Here is an 18540-nt window from a genome sequence, read left to right as displayed (position 1 = left end):
AAATCCACGCAACCGCGTGGATTTTATAGGGTTTTTCCGTTGTTATGAGATTCAGCGAAACCTCATGACACAGCAAATTTTATTTAGACGTTAAACAGGAAGTTCATGATATCGCCATCTTTAACGATATAGTCTTTCCCTTCGGCGCGCATCTTGCCGGCTTCTTTCGCCCCTTGCTCGCCTTTGTAAGTGATAAAGTCTTCATAGGCGATGGTCTGTGCGCGGATAAAGCCTTTTTCGAAGTCGGTGTGAATTTTGCCTGCCGCCTGCGGAGCGGTAGCGCCAACAGGGATGGTCCACGCGCGAACTTCTTTGACGCCAGCGGTAAAGTAGGTCTGCAGGTTCAGCAGCTCATAACCGGCGCGGATCACGCGGTTCAGGCCCGGCTCTTCGAGACCCAGTTCGGCCATGAACTCATCACGGTCGGCATCGTCCAGTTCAGCAATATCAGATTCGACAGCGGCGCACACGGCGACCACCACGGAACCTTCAGCAGCGGCGATCTCGCGAACTTTATCGAGGTACGGGTTGTTCTCAAAACCGTCTTCGTTGACGTTAGCGATGTACATGGTCGGCTTCAGCGTCAGGAAGCTCAGGTATTTGATGGCGGCCCGGTCTTCTTCGGTCAGGTTTTTCAGCGCGCGCAGCATGCCGGCGTTTTCCAGCTGCGGCAGGCATTTTTCCAGCGCCGCCAGCTCAGCTTTAGCGTCTTTATCGCCGCCTTTCGCTTTCTTCTGTACGCGGTGAATCGCGCGTTCGCAGGTATCGAGGTCGGAAAGCGCCAGCTCGGTGTTGATCACATCGATGTCGTCTGCCGGATCCACTTTGTTATTCACGTGGATGATGTTGTCGTTCTCGAAGCAGCGCACCACGTGACCGATAGCTTCGGTTTCACGGATGTTGGTCAGGAACTGGTTACCCAGACCTTCGCCTTTGGATGCGCCTTTCACCAGGCCCGCGATGTCGACGAATTCCATGGTGGTCGGCAGAATGCGCTGTGGTTTGACGATTTCAGCCAGCTTGTCCAGACGCGGATCGGGCATCGGCACGACACCGGTGTTCGGCTCAATGGTACAGAAGGGGAAGTTGGCCGCTTCAATACCCGCTTTGGTGAGCGCATTGAACAGGGTGGATTTGCCGACGTTGGGCAAACCGACGATACCGCATTTGAATCCCATGATTTAAATCACCTTAATCTTTGGATAATCAACCTGTTACAGTGAGCAGATTGCAGAAAAGTAAATAGCCTGGGCTATTATACACGGTGCGCGGCAAAAATTCCGCACGTCGACCGGTTATTGCGCTTTAAAAGCGTGTAAACGGTTGGTCGCTTTGGTGAGACCGTCTTTCAGCCACACCTCGGTACAACGCGCCGCTTCGTCAACCGCTTCATCAATCAGTTTCTGTTCGCTCGCCGGTGGTTTACCCAGCACAAAGCCGACAACTTTATTTTTATCGCCCGGATGGCCGATTCCGACACGTAAGCGATGAAAGTTGGGGTTATTGCCCAGCTTACTGATGATATCTTTCAGGCCATTGTGGCCGCCGTGGCCGCCGCCGAGCTTGAATTTTGCCACCCCGGGCGGCAGATCCAGCTCATCGTGCGCCACCAGAATCTCATCCGGGTTAATGCGGTAGAAGGTGGCGATTGCCGCCACGGCTTTGCCGCTGAGATTCATAAAGGTGGTCGGGACCAACAGGCGGACATCTTCGCCGGCAAGGTTAATCCGCGAGGTGTAACCGAAGAATTTGCTCTCTTCGCGCAGCGGGGCGCGATGGCGCTCTGCCAGTAAATCTACGTACCAGGCGCCAGCGTTGTGCCGGGTCGCCGCGTATTCAGCGCCGGGGTTCGCCAGGCCGACAATCAGTTTTATCGTCACTTTTCTATCCTGCTTGGGTCGTTCTCTGGCGCGTAGTGTACTGTTTGCCGACGCGGTTGACAAAATTCTGCCGGCACAACGACAGGGAAAGAGATAATTACCCTCATGAACCATTAGAATTTTATGTTGTTCAGTCACTTATTTGTAAGTTTTTGTTGGTTTGATATTGACTAATGTGATCGCCGACGCAATCAACCTTATCCCCATTGTCTATACTAGATCTATAAGTTTTGGGGATATTCCCAGGTAACCCAAGGTTCCGGAGGTGACATATGAAACGCAGAAATGCTTCGTTACTCGGTAATGTACTGATGGGTTTAGGATTGGTCGTCATGGTTGTTGGCGTGGGTTACTCTATTTTAAACCAGCTTCCGCAGATTGACCTGCCTCAGTTCTTCGCTCATGGCGCGATATTAAGTATTTTTGTCGGCGCTGTTCTCTGGCTTGCCGGGGCGCGCGTTGGCGGACATGAACAGGTCTGCGATAAATACTGGTGGGTCCGCCATTACGATAAACGCGGCCGCCGCGATCAGCACCGGCACAGCTAAGCCCGTTTTAGTTTATCGCACCAGCTGTCTCAGGTGGCGGTGCGCTTAGATAACGTATTTATCTGCAGCCAGCTGCCTTACCGGTAGCTGGCTGTTGTGCTTTTCGCGTCCCACTTTTCTTCACATCAACGCCTTTGCTGCCCGAATGGCGCCTTCACGGTAAAATAGATCTTTCTTTGACTCTTGACCCTGACGTAACGTCAGGCGGCAGAGTAGCGCTATGGTCGCGCGACAGGAGCAGTTATGTTAATTCAGGTGGGTGAACTGGCGAGACGCGCCGGAATGACCGTCCGCACGCTACATCACTATGAACAAACGGGGCTGCTGATGCCGTCGGCCAGAAGCGAGGCGGGGTACCGACTCTATAACCTGGCGGCGGTTCAGCGTCTGCATATGATTAAGGCGCTGGCGCAGGCCGGGCTGGAACTCGCCACTATTAAGGACTACCTTGACCAGGACGCGTTTTCGCTTTCCGACCTGCTGGTACAGCAGATCTCGACGCTGGATAAGCAGCTGCGCGCGGTCTCCACGCTACGCGAACGGTTGGTTCAACTACGCGAAGAGCTGGAAGGCGGTAGCGAGCCTGACCTGGAGTCCTGGCTACAGACGCTGGAGTTAATGAAAATGTACGATCGTTGGTTTAGTCCGCAGGAATTACAGGCGCTGCCGTTTGCGGAGCAGGATGAGCAGCGCAACCAGGTCTGGCTGGCGCTGGTGACGGAGGTTCGCCAGTTAATTGCCGCGGCGTGCCCGGCGGAAGATCCGCGGGCCATGGCGCTGGCGACCCGCTGGATGGAGCGCCTGGAGCTGGACACGGCCGGGCGGCCCGAGTTTCTTACCCGCCTGAATGAAATGCACGTCGCCGAACCGCAAATGCGCGAGCAAACCGGTATCACCGTGGAGGTTATGGACTACATTACCCGCGCCTTTGCCGAGAGTAAGCTGGCTATCTGGGCGCGCTATCTGAACGCCGATGAGCTGGCCTTCACGCGTGCGCACTACTTTGATCGGCTGATGGAGTGGCCGGTGCTGGTGACGGCGCTGCACGAGGCCTGTCGCGAGCATTGCGACCCGGCTTCAGCAGCGGGGCAGGCGTTGGCCAGGCAGTGGCTGGCGTTGTTTCAGTCCTATGCCGGAACCCATCCCCAGACTCAGCAAAAATTCCGCTTTGCCATGGAGCGCGAACCGCACCTGATGAAAGGGACCTGGATGACGCCGGAGGTGCTTGGCTGGCTCCAGCGGGCGATTGGCGTGATGATGACGCAGGCGCATGCGCCCGCGTCACGATAGTTAAATGTCTGCCAGCGCGGCAGCACGGTCGGGATAGAAGCTCAGACGCCCGGCAATCGGCTGAACGCCTGCCCGTGCCAGCGTGCGCAGCGGCTGAAACTCAAGATTAGAGACGCGCAGTTCACAGCCTTCCGGCAGTTTGTTGACGAAACGCTGGAAGGCATCCAGACCACCGGCATCCAGTACCGGCACTGCATCCCACTTCAGGACCACGATCCGCTTACCGGCAATCCGCGTTTCCAGATCGTTAAACAGCCCTTCGGCAGCGGCAAAAAACAGGGGGCCAATGACCCGCAGGACCAGCACATCGTCGGGCACATCCACGTTGACCGGCGCCAGATGGGTCATGCGCGCAATACGGCGCATGAACAACAGCGAGGCCAGCACGATACCGACGCTGATAGCGATGACCATATCAAACAGTACGGTCAGCGACATGCACATCAGCATCACCACGATGTCGTCCTTCGGCGCGTAGCGCAGCAAATTCACCACCTTGTGCGCTTCGCTCATATTCCACGCCACCATCAGCAGCAGCGCCGCCATTGCAGACAGCGGGAGCCACGAGAGCAGCGGCGCCAGCGCCAGCAGCGCCATAATCACCAGCAGCGCATGGATAACGGCGGATACCGGCGATGTCGCGCCGGCGCGGACGTTAGCCGCTGAGCGGGCAATGGCGGCCGTGGCGGTAATACCGCCAAAGAAAGGGGCGACGATATTGCCGAGTCCCTGGCCTATCAGTTCACTGTTGGCTTTGTGCTTCGTGCCGGTCATCCCGTCGAGAACCACCGCACACAGCAGTGATTCAATCGCGCCGAGCATCGCCATCGAGAAAGCCGCCGGCAGCAGCGCCCGCAGCGACTCCCAACTGAGCGTAAAGTCGGAGCCAGGCATATCCCACGGTAGCACCAGTTGCGGCAGCAACTGTGGGATCCCGTTGCCCTGGCTACCGTCAGCCAGAATATAGTGGAACTGAGAGCCGATAGTCGCGACGTGGCCCCCCAGAAGGTTGACGATCGCCATCACCGCACAGCCCGCCAGCAGTGCAGGCAGGTGGCCCGGCAGACGAATGCCCAGACGCGGCCAGATAATCAGCGTGCCCAGCGTGACAATGCCAATGGCGGCATCGCCAGGATTAATGGTCGGCAGCGCCATAGCCAGCGCGCCGACTTTCTGCAGATAGTGTTCGGGAACGTGCGCCATCTGCAGACCCAGAAAATCTTTAATCTGCATGGTACCAATAGTGATACCGATACCGGAGGTAAATCCGAGGGTCACGGACACCGGGATATATTCGATTAACCGGCCAAAGCGGGCCAGGCCGAAAAGAATTAAAAAGACCCCGGACATCAACGTCGCCACCAGCAGCCCGGCGAGGCCAAATTGCTGCGACACCGGATAGAGGATGACCACAAATGCGGCGGTAGGCCCGGATACGCTAAAGCGCGAGCCGCCGGTCAGAGCGATAATAATCCCGGCGACGGCGGAGGTATAAAGTCCATACTGCGGCGCGACACCGCTGCCAATAGCCAATGCCATTGCCAGAGGAATGGCAATAATCCCGACCGTGATCCCGGCGATCAGATCGCGGGTGAAACGAGATAGCGTATATTTTTCTTTCCAGCAAGCATCGATGAGGGCGCGGAAAGGCATCACATGTGAGGAAAATAATCTGTTCACAATAATGTTTGATCCATGAGCGCATCATCTGTCAACTAAATGGCAGGTGAAGGAGGCAATAGTCATACAAATCAGGTTGAGAGACAAAAAAACCCGCCGCAGCGGGTTTTTTGGCCGGGCTCGATTAATGTTCGAACATAGCAGAGATAGATTCTTCGTTGCTGATACGACGAATCGCTTCCGCCAGCATGCCAGACAGCGTCAGCGTACGTACTTTGTCCAGCGCTTTGATTTCCGGCGCCAGCGGAATAGTATCGCAGACGACGAATTCATCAATCACAGAATTTTTAATGTTCTGGATAGCATTGCCGGAGAAGATCGGGTGAGTGGCGTAGGCAAATACGCGTTTCGCTCCACGTTCTTTCAGCGCTTCAGCTGCTTTACACAGCGTGCCGCCGGTATCGATCATATCGTCAACCATAACGCAGTCGCGGCCGGCAACGTCACCGATGATGTGCATCACCTGGGAAACGTTAGCGCGCGGACGGCGTTTGTCGATGATAGCCATATCGGTATCGTTCAGCAGTTTGGCGATAGCGCGAGCGCGCACCACGCCGCCGATGTCCGGAGAAACCACGATCGGATTATCCAGGTTCAGCTGCAGCATATCTTCCAGCAGAATAGGGCTGCCGAATACGTTATCAACCGGAACGTCGAAGAAGCCCTGGATCTGTTCTGCATGCAGGTCAACGGTCAGTACGCGGTCGACGCCAACGCTGGAGAGGAAATCGGCAACCACTTTCGCGGTAATCGGCACACGGGCAGAACGCACACGACGGTCCTGACGAGCATAGCCGAAGTAAGGGATAACAGCGGTGATACGACCCGCCGAAGCGCGACGCAGAGCATCAACCATAACAACCAGTTCCATCAGGTTGTCGTTGGTGGGAGCACAAGTGGACTGGATGATGAAAATATCACCACCGCGTACGTTTTCATTGATTTGTACGCTGACTTCGCCGTCGCTAAAACGACCTACAGCGGCGTCGCCAAGAGAAGTGTACAGGCGGTTGGCAATACGTTGTGCTAGTTCCGGGGTGGCGTTACCAGCAAAAAGCTTCATATCAGGCACGAGAAGAACCTCAGGCATGCGTCCAGTGGTGGATGAAAAGCGCCAGAAACCGTGCGGGCGGCACTCTTCTATCCAGGCGGTGTATTTAAAGAGAACGATGCAACGTCTGGAACAGGGTGACGTTGTCACCGTTACTCAATTTCCCCGGCGTACGACGGTAATTCGTGCAAAAAAGCACAACTACCTGGGTAGGGCTAGCTTGAGCGGGGAGATATTCACTCCGCGCGCGACAAAGCCTTGTAGCCATTCCGGGGCTTGCTCCAGCACCTGACGAGCGGCAGACTCGGTGTCAAATTCAGCAAAGACACAGGCCCCCGTGCCAGTCAGGCGCGACGGCGCATATTCTAACAGCCAGGAAAGCGCGGCATCAACCTCGCGAAAACGTTTTCTTGCGATAACCTCGCAATCATTGCGAAATTCACATTTTAGTAACGTACTTATTGACCTGACCGGGGTATTTCGTGGTAGCCCGGGATCGCGGAAAATGATCGGCGTCGGAATACTGACCCCAGGATGAGCGACCAGGTACCACTTTTCTGGCGGTTCGACCGGCGTCAGAATCTCGCCAATGCCTTCGGCAAAGGCGGCGTGACCGCGTACGAATACCGGCACATCGGCACCCAGACGCAATCCCAGCGTCGCCAGTTCCTCTTCCGACAAACCGCAGCCCCACAGATGATTGAGTGCCACCAGCACCGTCGCGGCGTTGGAGGAACCGCCGCCCAGACCGCCGCCCATCGGCAGACGTTTATCGATGCTGATATCGGCGCCGCTACCGGGGGGAAGCTGTCCGGATGCCGTCGCCGCCTCCATCAGCAGCCTGGCGGCGCGAATAATCAGATTCTCTTCATCGGGTACGCCGGCAACCGGCGTCAGCAGGCGCAGCGTGCCGTCATGACGCGGCTCGATAGTTAAGGTATCGCCATAGTCCAGAAACTGAAACAGCGTCTGCAGAGTGTGATAACCATCGGCGCGCTGTCCAGTGATGTACAAAAACAGGTTCAGTTTTGCAGGAGAGGGCCAGCGGGTCATCATTTCACAATCCAGTTATCCATTTTCAGCTTGATGCGCTGACTGCCGTTATTCAGCTCCATGTTGGCCGGCAGCGATGGCTGGGTATCGCTGGTGTAGCCGCCGTAGGTGACATGCCAGGTTTTGCCGTTCTGCGTATAGTTCAGTTCGCTCAGGCGATACTTATCGTCCAGCGAGTAGTCGGTGGCGTCGCCCGGCAGGCCGACTATCCACTGGCGCAGGCTGTTGAGCGGAATCGGCATTCCGGTCAGGCGGCCGATCATCTCTTCGGCATCGGTCGCCGTATAGGTCTGGCCCTTGTTATCGATCAGCGTCACGCTGCCCGGCTGGGCGGTCAGCGACAGTTCGGTGCTGCCTAGCGGGTTGGTCAGCAGCAGGCGATAGCGATCCTGACCGGTTTGCTGCCAGAAGAAGCGGGCGTAAACTTTTTGTTCATCGGAGAGATAAGCGAAGGCGCCGCGGGTCTGGTACTGGCTCAGATTGCGGACATCCTGCTGGTGCTGACGCCACTGAGGAGAGTCAGGGCTTTTGCCAGGGCCTTTCGGGGCGTTGAGAGTACAGGCGGTCAGGACCAGGCTTGCCAGCGGTAACAGGCGGAGCAGTCGATTCATAATGATGACAAATCCTTGATATCTACAGTGAAATTCGGCGACGCGACGATACGCGCCCGATTTGTGTAGCGGGTTACAATGATAACCCTTAATGCTAGCGTTGCCCGGCGATAGCGTCTACGTTCAAATTGTCTGAAATCAAAAAATTACCGTTAATGGCTTTTAAGCCCGGAACCTATTACTCCAAAAGGGGAGCGTCTCTTTTATTGATTCCGCGCATCCTGTATGATGCGCTCAGACTAACCTTAGCAACGCTGGTACTATTCCCTCACAATGACCCTTTTAGCCCTTGGCATTAATCACAAAACAGCCCCGGTCGCGCTGCGAGAACGCGTAACGTTTTCGCCGGACACGCTCGATAAGGCGCTGGAGAGCTTACTGGCTCAGCCAATGGTGCAGGGTGGAGTGGTGCTGTCGACCTGTAACCGCACGGAGCTGTATCTCAGCGTTGAGGAACAGGATAATCAGCAGGATGCGCTAATCCGCTGGCTGTGCGATTACCACCATCTTAATGAAGAAGACCTGCGTAAAAGTCTGTACTGGCATCAGGATAATGATGCGGTCAGCCATCTGATGCGCGTCGCCAGCGGCCTCGATTCACTGGTGCTCGGCGAGCCGCAGATTCTGGGACAGGTCAAAAAAGCCTTCGCTGATTCCAGCCGCGGACATCTCAACGTCAGCGAACTGGAGCGGATGTTCCAGAAGTCGTTCTCGGTGGCAAAGCGCGTACGCACTGAAACCGATATCGGCGCCAGCGCGGTCTCCGTGGCCTTCGCCGCCTGTACGCTGGCGCGACAAATCTTCGAATCCCTTTCAAGCGTGACGGTGCTGCTGGTCGGCGCCGGGGAAACCATTGAACTGGTGGCGCGTCATCTGCGCGAGCACAACGTGCGCAATATGGTGATTGCTAACCGTACCCGCGAGCGCGCGCAGGCTCTGGCCGAGGAAGTCGGCGCGGAGGTGATCGCCCTGAGCGACATCGACGAGCGGCTAAAAGAGGCCGACATCATCATCAGTTCAACCGCCAGCCCGCTGCCGATTATCGGCAAAGGAATGGTGGAGCGTGCGCTGAAGGCGCGGCGTAATCAGCCGATGCTGCTGGTTGATATCGCGGTGCCCCGCGATGTCGAACCCGAAGTGGGTAAGCTGGCGAACGCCTATCTGTACAGCGTGGACGATCTGCAAAACATCATTCAGCATAACCTGGCGCAGCGTAAAGCCGCGGCGGTACAGGCCGAAACGATCGTCGAGCAGGAAACCAGCGAATTTATGGCCTGGCTGCGCGCCCAGAGCGCCAGCGAGACTATCCGCGAATATCGTTCCCAGTCCGAGCAGGTCCGTGAGGAGCTGACGGCGAAAGCGCTGGCTGCGCTGGAGCAGGGCGGCGATGCGCAGGAAATCATGCAGGATCTGGCGCGTAAGCTGACCAATCGCCTGATCCACGCACCAACCAAATCTCTTCAGCAGGCTGCCCGTGACGGGGATGATGAACGCCTGCATATTCTGCGCAACAGCCTCGGGCTGGAATAGCGCACATTTCTCTTTTTTCAGGACAGGGTGAATTCACGCCTATGAAGCCTTCTATTGTTGCCAAACTGGAAGCTCTGTACGAACGCCATGAGGAAGTTCAGGCGCTACTGGGCGATGCCGCGACCATCGCCGATCAGGATCGATTCCGCGCGCTGTCGCGGGAATATGCGCAGCTGAGCGACGTGGCGCGCTGCTATACCGAATGGCGCCAGGTGCAGGACGATATCGAGACTGCGCAGATGATGCTCGACGATGCGGAAATGCGCGAAATGGCGCAGGAAGAACTGCGCGACGCGAAAGCGAAAAGCGAAGAGATGGAGCAACAGCTGCAGGTGCTGCTGCTGCCGCAGGATCCGGATGATGAACGCAACGCCTTTGTCGAAGTCCGCGCCGGTACCGGTGGCGATGAAGCGGCGCTGTTTGCCGGCGATCTGTTCCGGATGTACAGCCGTTATGCCGAAGCCCGCCGCTGGCGCGTGGAGATCATGAGCGCCAACGAAGGCGAACATGGCGGTTATAAAGAGGTGATTGCCAAAATCAGCGGCGATGGCGTGTATGGTCGGCTGAAATTTGAGTCCGGCGGTCATCGCGTGCAGCGCGTGCCGGCCACCGAATCCCAGGGGCGTATTCACACCTCCGCCTGTACCGTGGCGGTGATGCCGGAGCTGCCGGAAGCCGAAATGCCGGATATCAATCCGGGCGATTTGCGTATTGACACTTTCCGCTCCTCCGGGGCCGGCGGTCAGCACGTTAACACCACCGATTCGGCTATCCGTATTACCCACTTACCGACCGGGATAGTGGTGGAGTGTCAGGACGAGCGTTCGCAGCACAAAAACAAAGCCAAAGCGTTGTCGGTGCTCGGCGCGCGTATTCGCGCGGCGGAAATCGCTAAGCGTCAGCAGGCGGAAGCGTCAACCCGTCGTAACCTGCTGGGCAGCGGCGATCGCAGCGATCGTAACCGCACCTATAACTTCCCGCAGGGCCGCGTGACCGACCACCGTATCAACCTGACGCTCTACCGTCTGGACGAAACGATGGAAGGGAAACTGGATATGCTGATTGAGCCGATTGTTCAGGAATATCAGGCCGATCAGCTGGCCGCGCTTTCCGAGCAGGAATGATGACCTTTCAACAGTGGCTGGCGCAGGCGATTGCCCGACTGAGCGCGAGTGAAAGCCCGCGACGCGACGCCGAGATCCTGTTAGGGCACGTCACCGACAGGGCGCGGACCTGGCTCCTCGCCTTCGGTGAAACGGAGCTGACTCTGGAACAGCAGGCGCAGCTGGAGACGTTGCTGAGCCGCCGCCAGCGCGGCGAGCCGGTGGCCCATCTGGTGGGCGAGCGCGAGTTCTGGTCGCTGCCGCTGCTGGTTTCCCCCGCAACGCTCATTCCGCGTCCGGATACCGAATGCCTCGTCGAGCAGGCGCTGGCGCGGCTGCCGGCGACCCCGTGCCGGATTCTGGATTTAGGCACCGGCACCGGCGCGATCGCCCTGGCGTTAGCCAGTGAACGCCCGGACTGTCAGGTCACGGCGGTGGATTTCATGCCCGATGCGGCGGCATTAGCCGCGCGTAACGCCGGGCGCCTTGCCCTCACTAACGTTACCGTACTGCAAAGCCACTGGTTCAGCGCGCTGGCCGGACAGCGGTTCACGATGATTGTCAGCAACCCGCCCTATATCGACGAAGCCGATCCGCATCTTGAGCAGGGCGATGTGCGTTTTGAGCCGAAAACGGCGCTGGTTGCTGCCGATAACGGCCTTGCCGACCTCGCGCATATCATCCGCGAAGGGCGTCGTTTCCTGACGCCCGACGGACTGATGCTGCTGGAACACGGCTGGAAACAAGGGGCGGCGGTACGGGCGCTGTTCAGCGACGCGGGCTACCACGATGTGACGACCTGCCGTGACTACGGCGATAACGACCGCCTGACGACAGGGCGGTTTTCCGGCATGGAGAAAGCTGGCATATGAATCTGTTTAGCGCGGTGCTGTATCTGCATATAGCGTGTGTGGTGGTTTCCGTCAGTCTGTTTACGTTGCGCTACTGGTGGACCTACAGCGGCAATGCCCGGCTGAACCAGCGCTGGGTGCGCATTGCGCCGCACTGCTGCGATACGCTGTTATTGCTGAGCGGCGCAGGGTTAATGGCTATAACGCACTATCTGCCCTTCACTGAAGACGGCTCATGGCTGACTGAAAAGCTGTTTGGCGTTATTATTTACATCGCATTGGGTTTTATCGCGCTGGGCCGTCGTCGCCCGCGCAGCCAGCAGAGCCGGTTTATTGCCTTTCTGTTGGCGTTGGTGGTGTTGTTCATCATCATACAACTCGCCATTACAAGAACACCGTTACTGGGGTAAGTCATGAGGTCATTAGCTGATTTCGAATTTAACAAAGCGCCATTGTGCGATGGCATGGTCCTCATTTCTGAATTAATCCGCGACGATTTTCCGACGCACTACGTGCAGGATGAGCTGGAACGACTGCTGGGCCTGGCGCAGGAGGAAATTGCCTCTTCCTGGGATCAGGAGCGTCAGCTGGAGCGGCTGCTGGAGCTGTTCTACCATGAGTGGGGTTTTCGCGATTCCCACGGTGTTTACCGGCTGTCCGATGCGTTGTGGATAGACAAAGTCCTGCTTAACCGTCAGGGGAGCGCGGCGTCATTAGGCGCTATCGTGCTGTGGATTGCCCAGCGTCTGTCGCTGCCGCTGGTCCCGGTTATCTTCCCGACGCAGCTGCTGTTGCGCGCCGACCCGGAAACCAGCGAAGAGATGTGGCTGATTAACCCTTTCAACGGTGAAACGCTCAACGAACATACGCTGGAAGTCTGGCTGAAGGGCAATATTAGTCCGGTCGCCGAGCTGTTCAACGAGGATCTCGACGAAGCGGATAACGCGGAGGTGATCCACAAGCTGCTCGACACTTTAAAATCGGCGCTGATGGAAGAGCGGCAGATGGAGCTGGCCCTGCGCGCCAGCGAAGCGCTGCTGCAGTTTAATCCGGAAGACCCGTACGAGATTCGCGACCGCGGGCTGATCTACGCCCAGCTTGAGTGCGATCATGTTGCGCTGCTGGATCTGAACTATTTCGTCGAACAGTGTCCGGAGGACCCGATCAGCGAAATGATCCGCGCGCAAATTAATACGATTTCGCATAAACAAATTACTCTTCACTAATCTGGAATGAATCCGGTTACACCCTGATAAGGCGATCTTATGAAACAAAAAGTGGTTAGCATTGGTGATATCAACGTAGCAAACGACCTGCCTTTCGTCCTGTTTGGTGGGATGAACGTGCTGGAATCCCGTGATCTCGCGATGCGCATCTGCGAACACTATATGACCGTCACGCAGAAGCTGGGCATTCCTTACGTGTTCAAAGCCTCTTTTGATAAAGCCAACCGTTCTTCCATTCACTCCTATCGTGGTCCGGGCCTGGAAGAAGGGATGAAAATTTTCCAGGAGCTGAAGCAGACCTTCGGCGTGAAAATCATCACTGACGTTCATGAAGCAAGCCAGGCGCAGCCGGTTGCCGACGTGGTTGACGTTATCCAGCTGCCGGCGTTCCTCGCTCGCCAGACCGACCTGGTCGAAGCGATGGCGAAAACCGGCGCGGTGATCAACGTCAAGAAACCGCAGTTTGTCAGCCCAGGCCAGATGGGTAACATCGTCGACAAGTTTATCGAAGGCGGTAACGACAAAGTGATTCTGTGCGATCGCGGGGCGAACTTCGGCTATGACAACCTGGTTGTCGACATGCTGGGCTTTGGCGTGATGAAGAAAGTGTCCAACAACTCGCCGGTTATCTTCGACGTCACCCACGCGCTGCAGTGTCGCGACCCGTTTGGCGCCGCGTCCAGCGGTCGTCGTGCTCAGGTAACCGAGCTGGCGCGTGCCGGTATGGCAACCGGCCTTGCAGGTCTGTTCCTCGAAGCGCACCCGGACCCGGAACACGCGAAGTGCGACGGCCCGTCCGCGCTGCCGCTGGCTAAACTGGAGCCGTTCCTGCAGCAGATCAAAGCGATTGACGATCTGGTGAAGAGCTTTGCGGAGCTGGATACCAGCAACTAATTCAGCGCTCCTGAATGCGAAAAGCCTGCCCGTTGTAAAACCGGCAGGCTTTTTTATGCGCCGGCAATGGCGCAGAACGCTCCCCGGCCGACGCCGCGACGCCGGGGAGAGCGGTCAGGCAAAAATGGTCATCAGATAGGCGGCGAAGAGCGCCAGGTGCGCGGCGCCGTTCAGCACGTTGGTGCGGCCGGTCGAGAACGATATCTGGCACAACAACAGCGAGGCGACCATTACCACCATTTCCGGTGCGCCAAGACCAAATTTCAGCTCGTTGCCGGTTAAGAAGGCGATTAAGGTGACCACCGGCACGGTCAGGGAAATCGTCGCCAGCACCGAACCAAAGAACAGGTTCATCGCACGCTGCACCTGATTGTTGAGTACCGCTTTCAACGCGCCGAGCCCTTCCGGCGAGAGAATCAGCAGCGCAACCAGGAAGCCGGTAAAGGCCACCGGCGCGTTCATACTGGTCAGCAGCGTCTCAAGCGGATTCGCGTTCATCTTGGTGACCGCGATAACCGCCACCAGGTGAATTAACAGCCACGCGGTATGCCAGGCGCTGCTGTGGGCGGACGGTTTGCCGTGATGCGGGTCGTCGTCGTCGCCGTCATCTTCATGCTCATAAATAAACAGGCTCTGGTGCGTTTTGGTCTGAATCAACAGAAACACGCCGTACATGGCGGCGGAAATCAGCGCCACCAGCAGCGACTGCCCGGTGCTGAAATTCGCCCCCGGCAGCGCCATCGGAAAGACCAGCACAATAATCGCCAGCGGGAACAGGGCGATGAGATACTGCTTGATACCAAACAAATTCATATACTGAGTGGCGAATTTACGCCCGCCCAGCAGCAGAGAAAAGCCGACCAGCCCCCCGGTGACAATCATAATGATTGAATAGAGTGTATCGCGCATCAGCGTGGGGGCCGCGTCGCCGGTTGCCATTAAGGCAGAAATCAGGCTGACTTCAAGAATTACCACCGAAAGACTTAAAATTAACGAACCGTAAGGCTCGCCCAGGCGGTGGGCCAAAACATCTGCGTGACGTACGACGCTGAACGCGCTACTCAGGATACCGATTAAGGCCAGAATGTTAATGCCAATGACCGCTGGCAGTGACTGACTACTTCCGAAGAAGATAAGCACCGCCAGCGCCAGAATCGGGAAAACCAGCGATGTCTCCTTGTGGCGGGTTTTCACCGCCTCATGTACATGCGTCATGAACCATCTCCATTTATGCAGGTGTTATAATTATAGATACCGTAAGTAGATAAAATAACAGACATTTTGCAATCTTAATTGTTTTTTTACTTAAATTTACGGCTATTGCTAACTAATGCCTTGAGATTGCCATAACTTATCGTTATCGCAATTTTATATTTATTATTCAGATAATTACTAAAAACTATTCTGCCTTATATCCATCCTTGAAAATCAGGAATTAGCGTCCCAGACTTATCTTTTTACCACCATCCGGAGGTGCATATGCCTTATCGCAGTAAACAACAGCTACCCGATAGCGTCCAGCACGTGTTACCGGCGCATGCCCAGCAGATCTATAAAGAAGCGTTTAATAGCGCCTGGGAGCAGTACCAGCATCCGGCGGACCGGCGGGACGACGCCAGCCGGGAAGAGACGGCGCATAAGGTCGCCTGGGCGGCGGTCAAGAATGACTACCAAAAAGGGGACGATGATAAGTGGCATAAGAAAAAATAATCGTTCCTGCTGCCTCATCTGCTGCTCCGCGCCTTGCCAGCGTGTCGTTCATTGCTTATTGTCGATGAAAGCTGGATAATAATTCGGCAATATTTCACGGATGCCATCAGATAATCGCCGGGAAGCGGGCAGTGGCGGAGGTAGTAGAAAGTGTTAACACGTGATTTCTTAATCAATGCGGATTGTAAGACGGCGTTTGGCGCTATTGAGGAATCGCTACTCTGGTCGGCAGAGCAACGGGCCGCTTCCCTGGCGGCAACCCTGGCCTGTCGTCCGGATGCCGGCTCAGTATGGATTTTTGGCTACGGTTCGCTGATGTGGAACCCGGCCCTTGAGTATCGCGAAACCTGTACCGGTACGCTGCCGGGCTGGCACCGCGCCTTCTGCCTGCGGCTGACCGCCGGGCGGGGCAGCGCCTGTCAGCCGGGGCGCATGCTGGCGCTGAAAGAGGGCGGGCGTACCACCGGCGTAGCCTATCGGCTCCCTGATGAGACGCTGGAAGACGAGCTGATGCTGCTGTGGAAGCGGGAGATGATCACCGGTTGCTATATGCCGACCTGGTGTAAGCTGGAGCTTGATGACGGGCGGACGGTGAATGCGCTGGTGTTTATTATGGATCCGCGTCATCCGCTGTTCGAACCGGATACCCGCGCCCAGATCATTGCGCCGCTGATCGCCAAAGCCAGCGGGCCGCTCGGCACCAATGCCCAGTATCTGTTCTCTCTGGATCAGGAACTACGTAAACTCGGCATGCACGATGACTGTCTTGACGATCTTGTCGGCAAGGTTCGGACGCTGCTGGGAGAAAACAGCCAGCCGGGGCTGGCCTGAAAAATGCCCGGGATAGCCCGGGCAGGTGAGGTCAGGCGGGAACGTAGCTAATGGAGTGCTCCAGAGACTGGCTGTGGCTATCGATCAGGACGTTCCAGGTGCCGTTGTACGGCACGGTCAGATAGGCGCTGTCACGATCCTGGACGCTCAGAATATCCGCATGGCTGTCACCGGCAGCCTTGGCACTCATCAGGTGAATATGGCAGCGTTCAGAACACCGTACAACCAGCGTATCGCCGCCAAACAACATCAAACTTGCTTTAACCATCGCCATTTATCTACCCCGTTGTTGTCTGTCTACAGCATCCTGCCTGCTCAATCCTGCGCGTGATATTGTTCACACTTTACTCATGGCATAACACCAAATGGCGAGGGGACGAATGCTGATTTTGATCAAAAAAAAGGATAAAGATTAAACAAAAATGATGTTGTCCCTGAAAGCATTCAGCTGACTTACCTTTTCGATTAATAAACGCGGCCTGAATAATATTAAATCCCGCCAGAGCCTCTTTCTTCAGAAGGTCAGGATTTTATCGGCCGCCAGCGTCCACTGCGCCAGCTCCACCAGAGTGCCTATCTCCACGCCATCAATCAGCGGCAGGGAGGTCACGCCGCGGCCATCGGTGCAGGTCTTGCACAATTTCACCGGGACATTCTGGGCGGTGAGGATCTCCAGCATTTGCTGAATGTTATAGCCTTCCGCCGGTTTCTGCCCTCGCAGGCCAGCCGTCACCGCATCAGACATTAAAAACAGCTTCAGATCGAGTTCAGACGGCTGTTCACGCAGGGCAATCGCCAGACGCAGGCTGTTAAACAGCGATTCGCTACCGTAGGCGGCGCCGTTGGCGACAATCACAATACTTTGCATAAGGACTCCTTGGTATAAGGCACGGTTATTGCTTGTGGTTAAAGTATAAAGCGTTGACCCGGGAGGGGGTATGAATAATACGGCTGGCATCACGCCTGAGGCCAACAGGTGGTTTCACCGCGCGCGGCAACTGCAAAAAGAGCAGCTACGCCAGCTGGCGCAGCAGGGTACGCTGGCAAGCCGGATAAGTGCGCTGGTGCACATGCTACAGTGTGAGCGCGGTGCGTCCAACCTCTGGCTCTGTTCCGCCGGGCGGCTGTATGCCGCGGAGTGTCGCGCGGGATCGGCGCTGGTGGATGAACAGCTTATCGCTTTCCGCGAGGCGCTGGAAGCGGTGCGGGAGTGCGCCAGCGGCGCGCTATGCTGGCGGATAGCCAGCGCGCTCTGGTACCTGGAACAACTGCTGACGCTGCGCGACGCCGTGCGCAGCCGCACCATTGTCGCCGAAGAGGCGACAAACCAGTTTAGTCGCATTATCCGCCACTTATTAAATATTGTCCCGCAGCTCAACGACAGCATTGACGACCCGCAAATTGCCGGGCGCATGGTGGCGCTCTATAGCTTTATGCAGGGGAAAGAGCTGGTGGGGCAGGAGCGCGCGCTGGGAGCATCCGGCTTTGCCCGCGGTCAGTTCAGCGCTGAGCTGCGCCAGCTGCTGGTGGACAGAATCGATGGTCAGCAGCCCTGTTTTGACAGCTTCCAGGCGCTGGCTGAGGCGCCGCAGACCGCGCTGTTTATGAACCAGTGCCAGGCCAGTCTGGACATTGAACAGCTGCGGCGGATCGCCTGCACCCGGCAGCCCCCGGCGGATGAGGGGGAGACGGCGCTGCGCTGGTTTTGCGCCCAGACGCAGCGTCTGGAGCAGATGCGAGCTCTGGAAGAGCGCCTGATTGACGATCTGTTGAGCGTCGCCGATACGCTGCTCAGCGGCGAGGCGCCGGAAGCGCCGCCCGCCAGCTGGCCGGACGAGGAGGAGGACGACAGCATCGCGCGCCGTCTCGACAAACAGCTGCTGCCGCTGGTGCGCCAGCAGGCCTTTGAGTTGCAGCAGCTCTCCACGCAGCTGGCGTCGCTCAAAGATACGCTCGAAGAGCGCAAGCTGATTGAAAAAGCGAAAAGCGTGCTGATGGCTCATCAGGGAATGCAGGAGGAGCAGGCCTGGCAGACGTTGCGGAAAATGGCGATGGATAAGAACCAGAGGATGGTGGAAATCGCCCGCGCGCTGCTGACGGTAAAGGCGTTGTGGTCCATAACACCAAAGGAGTAGGTGCACGATGGTTGGGCAGCGACTGCCTGTCAGCGGTGCAATGAGCGGGGGAAAGTCGCCCCGTGAAAAGCGGAAAATGGCTTAATAGCGCGTCTGTGAATATTGGCATCTGTTTTGCAATATCCAACAGACAACGGTTAATGCGTT

The 18540-nt window shown here is 56.9% G+C and carries 20 protein-coding genes; 11 read left to right on the top strand and 9 right to left on the bottom strand.

Going from position 1 to position 18540, the window contains the following annotated elements:
* Positions 1 to 83 precede the first annotated feature (83 nt).
* Positions 84 to 1178 carry a redox-regulated ATPase YchF gene (gene ychF, locus FNY10_RS10760; RefSeq protein WP_131047867.1) on the bottom strand — a complete coding sequence of 365 codons (1095 nt, stop codon included), beginning with the start codon at positions 1176 to 1178 and terminating at the stop codon, positions 84 to 86.
* 117 nt (positions 1179 to 1295) lie between these two features.
* Positions 1296 to 1880 carry an aminoacyl-tRNA hydrolase gene (gene pth / locus FNY10_RS10755; protein ID WP_100682420.1) on the bottom strand — a complete coding sequence of 195 codons (585 nt, stop codon included), beginning with the start codon at positions 1878 to 1880 and terminating at the stop codon, positions 1296 to 1298.
* A 272-nt stretch (positions 1881 to 2152) separates the two neighbouring features.
* Between pth and ychH the strand changes: the two genes are divergently transcribed.
* Positions 2153 to 2428, top strand: coding sequence for a stress-induced protein YchH (gene ychH / locus FNY10_RS10750; RefSeq protein WP_100682421.1), 276 nt, complete (start codon positions 2153 to 2155; stop codon positions 2426 to 2428).
* A 243-nt stretch (positions 2429 to 2671) separates the two neighbouring features.
* Complete coding sequence (locus FNY10_RS10745; RefSeq protein WP_141964401.1) at positions 2672 to 3718, top strand: MerR family transcriptional regulator; 1047 nt, start codon at positions 2672 to 2674, stop codon at positions 3716 to 3718.
* Here the strand turns inward: FNY10_RS10745 and dauA are convergent, their stop codons facing one another.
* The 4 genes from dauA to lolB form a co-directional block, all read right to left on the bottom strand.
* Entirely contained in the window at positions 3719 to 5398 is a 1680-nt protein-coding gene (gene dauA, locus FNY10_RS10740; RefSeq protein WP_131047869.1) for a C4-dicarboxylic acid transporter DauA, read from the bottom strand.
* A gap of 124 nt (positions 5399 to 5522) precedes the next feature.
* A complete protein-coding gene (gene prs, locus FNY10_RS10735; protein ID WP_002910407.1) occupies positions 5523 to 6470 on the bottom strand; it encodes a ribose-phosphate diphosphokinase in 948 nt (315 codons plus the stop codon).
* A 180-nt stretch (positions 6471 to 6650) separates the two neighbouring features.
* Positions 6651 to 7502: a 4-(cytidine 5'-diphospho)-2-C-methyl-D-erythritol kinase gene (gene ispE, locus FNY10_RS10730; RefSeq protein ID WP_160704872.1), complete on the bottom strand. Its 852-nt coding sequence runs from the start codon at positions 7500 to 7502 to the stop codon at positions 6651 to 6653.
* Entirely contained in the window at positions 7502 to 8113 is a 612-nt protein-coding gene (gene lolB, locus FNY10_RS10725) for a lipoprotein insertase outer membrane protein LolB (protein ID WP_032687099.1), read from the bottom strand. Before lolB ends, ispE begins: the two co-directional genes overlap by 1 nt.
* Positions 8114 to 8386: 273 nt before the next feature.
* Here lolB and hemA point away from each other — a divergent pair, with 273 nt between their 5' ends.
* Genes hemA through kdsA form a run of 6 tightly spaced genes read left to right on the top strand, consistent with a single transcriptional unit; the run spans position 8387 to position 13717 of the window.
* Entirely contained in the window at positions 8387 to 9643 is a 1257-nt protein-coding gene (gene hemA / locus FNY10_RS10720) for a glutamyl-tRNA reductase (RefSeq protein ID WP_131047870.1), read from the top strand.
* A 41-nt stretch (positions 9644 to 9684) separates the two neighbouring features.
* On the top strand, positions 9685 to 10767 hold the full coding sequence (prfA, locus tag FNY10_RS10715; RefSeq protein WP_131047871.1) for a peptide chain release factor 1: 1083 nt from the start codon (positions 9685 to 9687) through the stop codon (positions 10765 to 10767).
* The gene (gene prmC / locus FNY10_RS10710) at positions 10767 to 11618 is read left to right on the top strand and encodes a peptide chain release factor N(5)-glutamine methyltransferase (RefSeq protein WP_160704873.1); all 852 of its coding nucleotides are present in this window, start codon (positions 10767 to 10769) and stop codon (positions 11616 to 11618) included. Before prfA ends, prmC begins: the two co-directional genes overlap by 1 nt.
* A complete protein-coding gene (gene sirB2 / locus FNY10_RS10705) occupies positions 11615 to 12007 on the top strand; it encodes an invasion regulator SirB2 (protein ID WP_100682427.1) in 393 nt (130 codons plus the stop codon). The genes prmC and sirB2 overlap by 4 nt, the downstream gene beginning before the upstream one ends.
* Positions 12008 to 12010: 3 nt before the next feature.
* Positions 12011 to 12823, top strand: a complete 813-nt coding sequence (sirB1, locus tag FNY10_RS10700) for an invasion regulator SirB1 (RefSeq protein ID WP_100682428.1) — start codon at positions 12011 to 12013, stop codon at positions 12821 to 12823.
* A gap of 39 nt (positions 12824 to 12862) precedes the next feature.
* Complete coding sequence (gene kdsA, locus FNY10_RS10695; protein WP_160704568.1) at positions 12863 to 13717, top strand: 3-deoxy-8-phosphooctulonate synthase; 855 nt, start codon at positions 12863 to 12865, stop codon at positions 13715 to 13717.
* Between the two features lie 114 nt (positions 13718 to 13831).
* On the opposite strand, the gene chaA is transcribed toward kdsA, so the two are convergent.
* Positions 13832 to 14932, bottom strand: coding sequence for a sodium-potassium/proton antiporter ChaA (chaA, locus tag FNY10_RS10690; RefSeq protein ID WP_100682430.1), 1101 nt, complete (start codon positions 14930 to 14932; stop codon positions 13832 to 13834).
* 264 nt (positions 14933 to 15196) lie between these two features.
* Here chaA and chaB point away from each other — a divergent pair, with 264 nt between their 5' ends.
* A complete protein-coding gene (gene chaB / locus FNY10_RS10685; RefSeq protein WP_100682431.1) occupies positions 15197 to 15427 on the top strand; it encodes a putative cation transport regulator ChaB in 231 nt (76 codons plus the stop codon).
* 150 nt (positions 15428 to 15577) lie between these two features.
* Positions 15578 to 16258, top strand: coding sequence for a gamma-glutamylcyclotransferase (locus FNY10_RS10680; RefSeq protein ID WP_131047874.1), 681 nt, complete (start codon positions 15578 to 15580; stop codon positions 16256 to 16258).
* Positions 16259 to 16289: 31 nt separating this feature from the next.
* On the opposite strand, the gene FNY10_RS10675 is transcribed toward FNY10_RS10680, so the two are convergent.
* Both FNY10_RS10675 and FNY10_RS10670 read right to left on the bottom strand, forming a co-directional pair.
* Positions 16290 to 16532: a DUF1883 domain-containing protein gene (locus FNY10_RS10675; protein ID WP_004863495.1), complete on the bottom strand. Its 243-nt coding sequence runs from the start codon at positions 16530 to 16532 to the stop codon at positions 16290 to 16292.
* Between the two features lie 240 nt (positions 16533 to 16772).
* Positions 16773 to 17126: a DsrE/DsrF/TusD sulfur relay family protein gene (locus FNY10_RS10670; RefSeq protein ID WP_100682433.1), complete on the bottom strand. Its 354-nt coding sequence runs from the start codon at positions 17124 to 17126 to the stop codon at positions 16773 to 16775.
* A gap of 70 nt (positions 17127 to 17196) precedes the next feature.
* Between FNY10_RS10670 and nasR the strand changes: the two genes are divergently transcribed.
* Positions 17197 to 18393 (top strand): nitrate regulatory protein NasR, encoded by a 1197-nt coding sequence (gene nasR, locus FNY10_RS10665; protein ID WP_160704570.1) that lies wholly within the window; start codon positions 17197 to 17199, stop codon positions 18391 to 18393.
* The last annotated feature ends 147 nt before the right edge of the window (positions 18394 to 18540 follow it).

The organism is Klebsiella sp. Lac1 (assembly GCF_009825425.1).
GTDB classification, from domain to species: Bacteria; Pseudomonadota; Gammaproteobacteria; order Enterobacterales; family Enterobacteriaceae; genus Klebsiella; species Klebsiella electrica.
The sequence above is the reverse complement of the archived record's forward strand: the minus strand, read 5'-3'. Positions and strand labels throughout refer to the sequence as shown.

Bases quoted from the DNA above. Each gene is read 5' to 3' on its own strand.
- ychF (WP_131047867.1), bottom strand. From the start codon at position 1,178: ATGGGATTCAAATGCGGTATCGTCGGTTTGCCCAACGTCGGCAAATCC.
- ychH (WP_100682421.1), top strand. From the start codon at position 2,153: ATGAAACGCAGAAATGCTTCGTTACTCGGTAATGTACTGATGGGTTTA.
- FNY10_RS10745 (WP_141964401.1), top strand. From the start codon at position 2,672: ATGTTAATTCAGGTGGGTGAACTGGCGAGACGCGCCGGAATGACCGTC.
- ispE (WP_160704872.1), bottom strand. From the start codon at position 7,502: ATGACCCGCTGGCCCTCTCCTGCAAAACTGAACCTGTTTTTGTACATC.
- lolB (WP_032687099.1), bottom strand. From the start codon at position 8,113: ATGAATCGACTGCTCCGCCTGTTACCGCTGGCAAGCCTGGTCCTGACC.
- hemA (WP_131047870.1), top strand. From the start codon at position 8,387: ATGACCCTTTTAGCCCTTGGCATTAATCACAAAACAGCCCCGGTCGCG.
- prfA (WP_131047871.1), top strand. From the start codon at position 9,685: ATGAAGCCTTCTATTGTTGCCAAACTGGAAGCTCTGTACGAACGCCAT.
- prmC (WP_160704873.1), top strand. From the start codon at position 10,767: ATGACCTTTCAACAGTGGCTGGCGCAGGCGATTGCCCGACTGAGCGCG.
- sirB2 (WP_100682427.1), top strand. From the start codon at position 11,615: ATGAATCTGTTTAGCGCGGTGCTGTATCTGCATATAGCGTGTGTGGTG.
- sirB1 (WP_100682428.1), top strand. From the start codon at position 12,011: ATGAGGTCATTAGCTGATTTCGAATTTAACAAAGCGCCATTGTGCGAT.
- kdsA (WP_160704568.1), top strand. From the start codon at position 12,863: ATGAAACAAAAAGTGGTTAGCATTGGTGATATCAACGTAGCAAACGAC.
- chaA (WP_100682430.1), bottom strand. From the start codon at position 14,932: ATGACGCATGTACATGAGGCGGTGAAAACCCGCCACAAGGAGACATCG.
- chaB (WP_100682431.1), top strand. From the start codon at position 15,197: ATGCCTTATCGCAGTAAACAACAGCTACCCGATAGCGTCCAGCACGTG.
- FNY10_RS10675 (WP_004863495.1), bottom strand. From the start codon at position 16,532: ATGGCGATGGTTAAAGCAAGTTTGATGTTGTTTGGCGGCGATACGCTG.
- FNY10_RS10670 (WP_100682433.1), bottom strand. From the start codon at position 17,126: ATGCAAAGTATTGTGATTGTCGCCAACGGCGCCGCCTACGGTAGCGAA.
- nasR (WP_160704570.1), top strand. From the start codon at position 17,197: ATGAATAATACGGCTGGCATCACGCCTGAGGCCAACAGGTGGTTTCAC.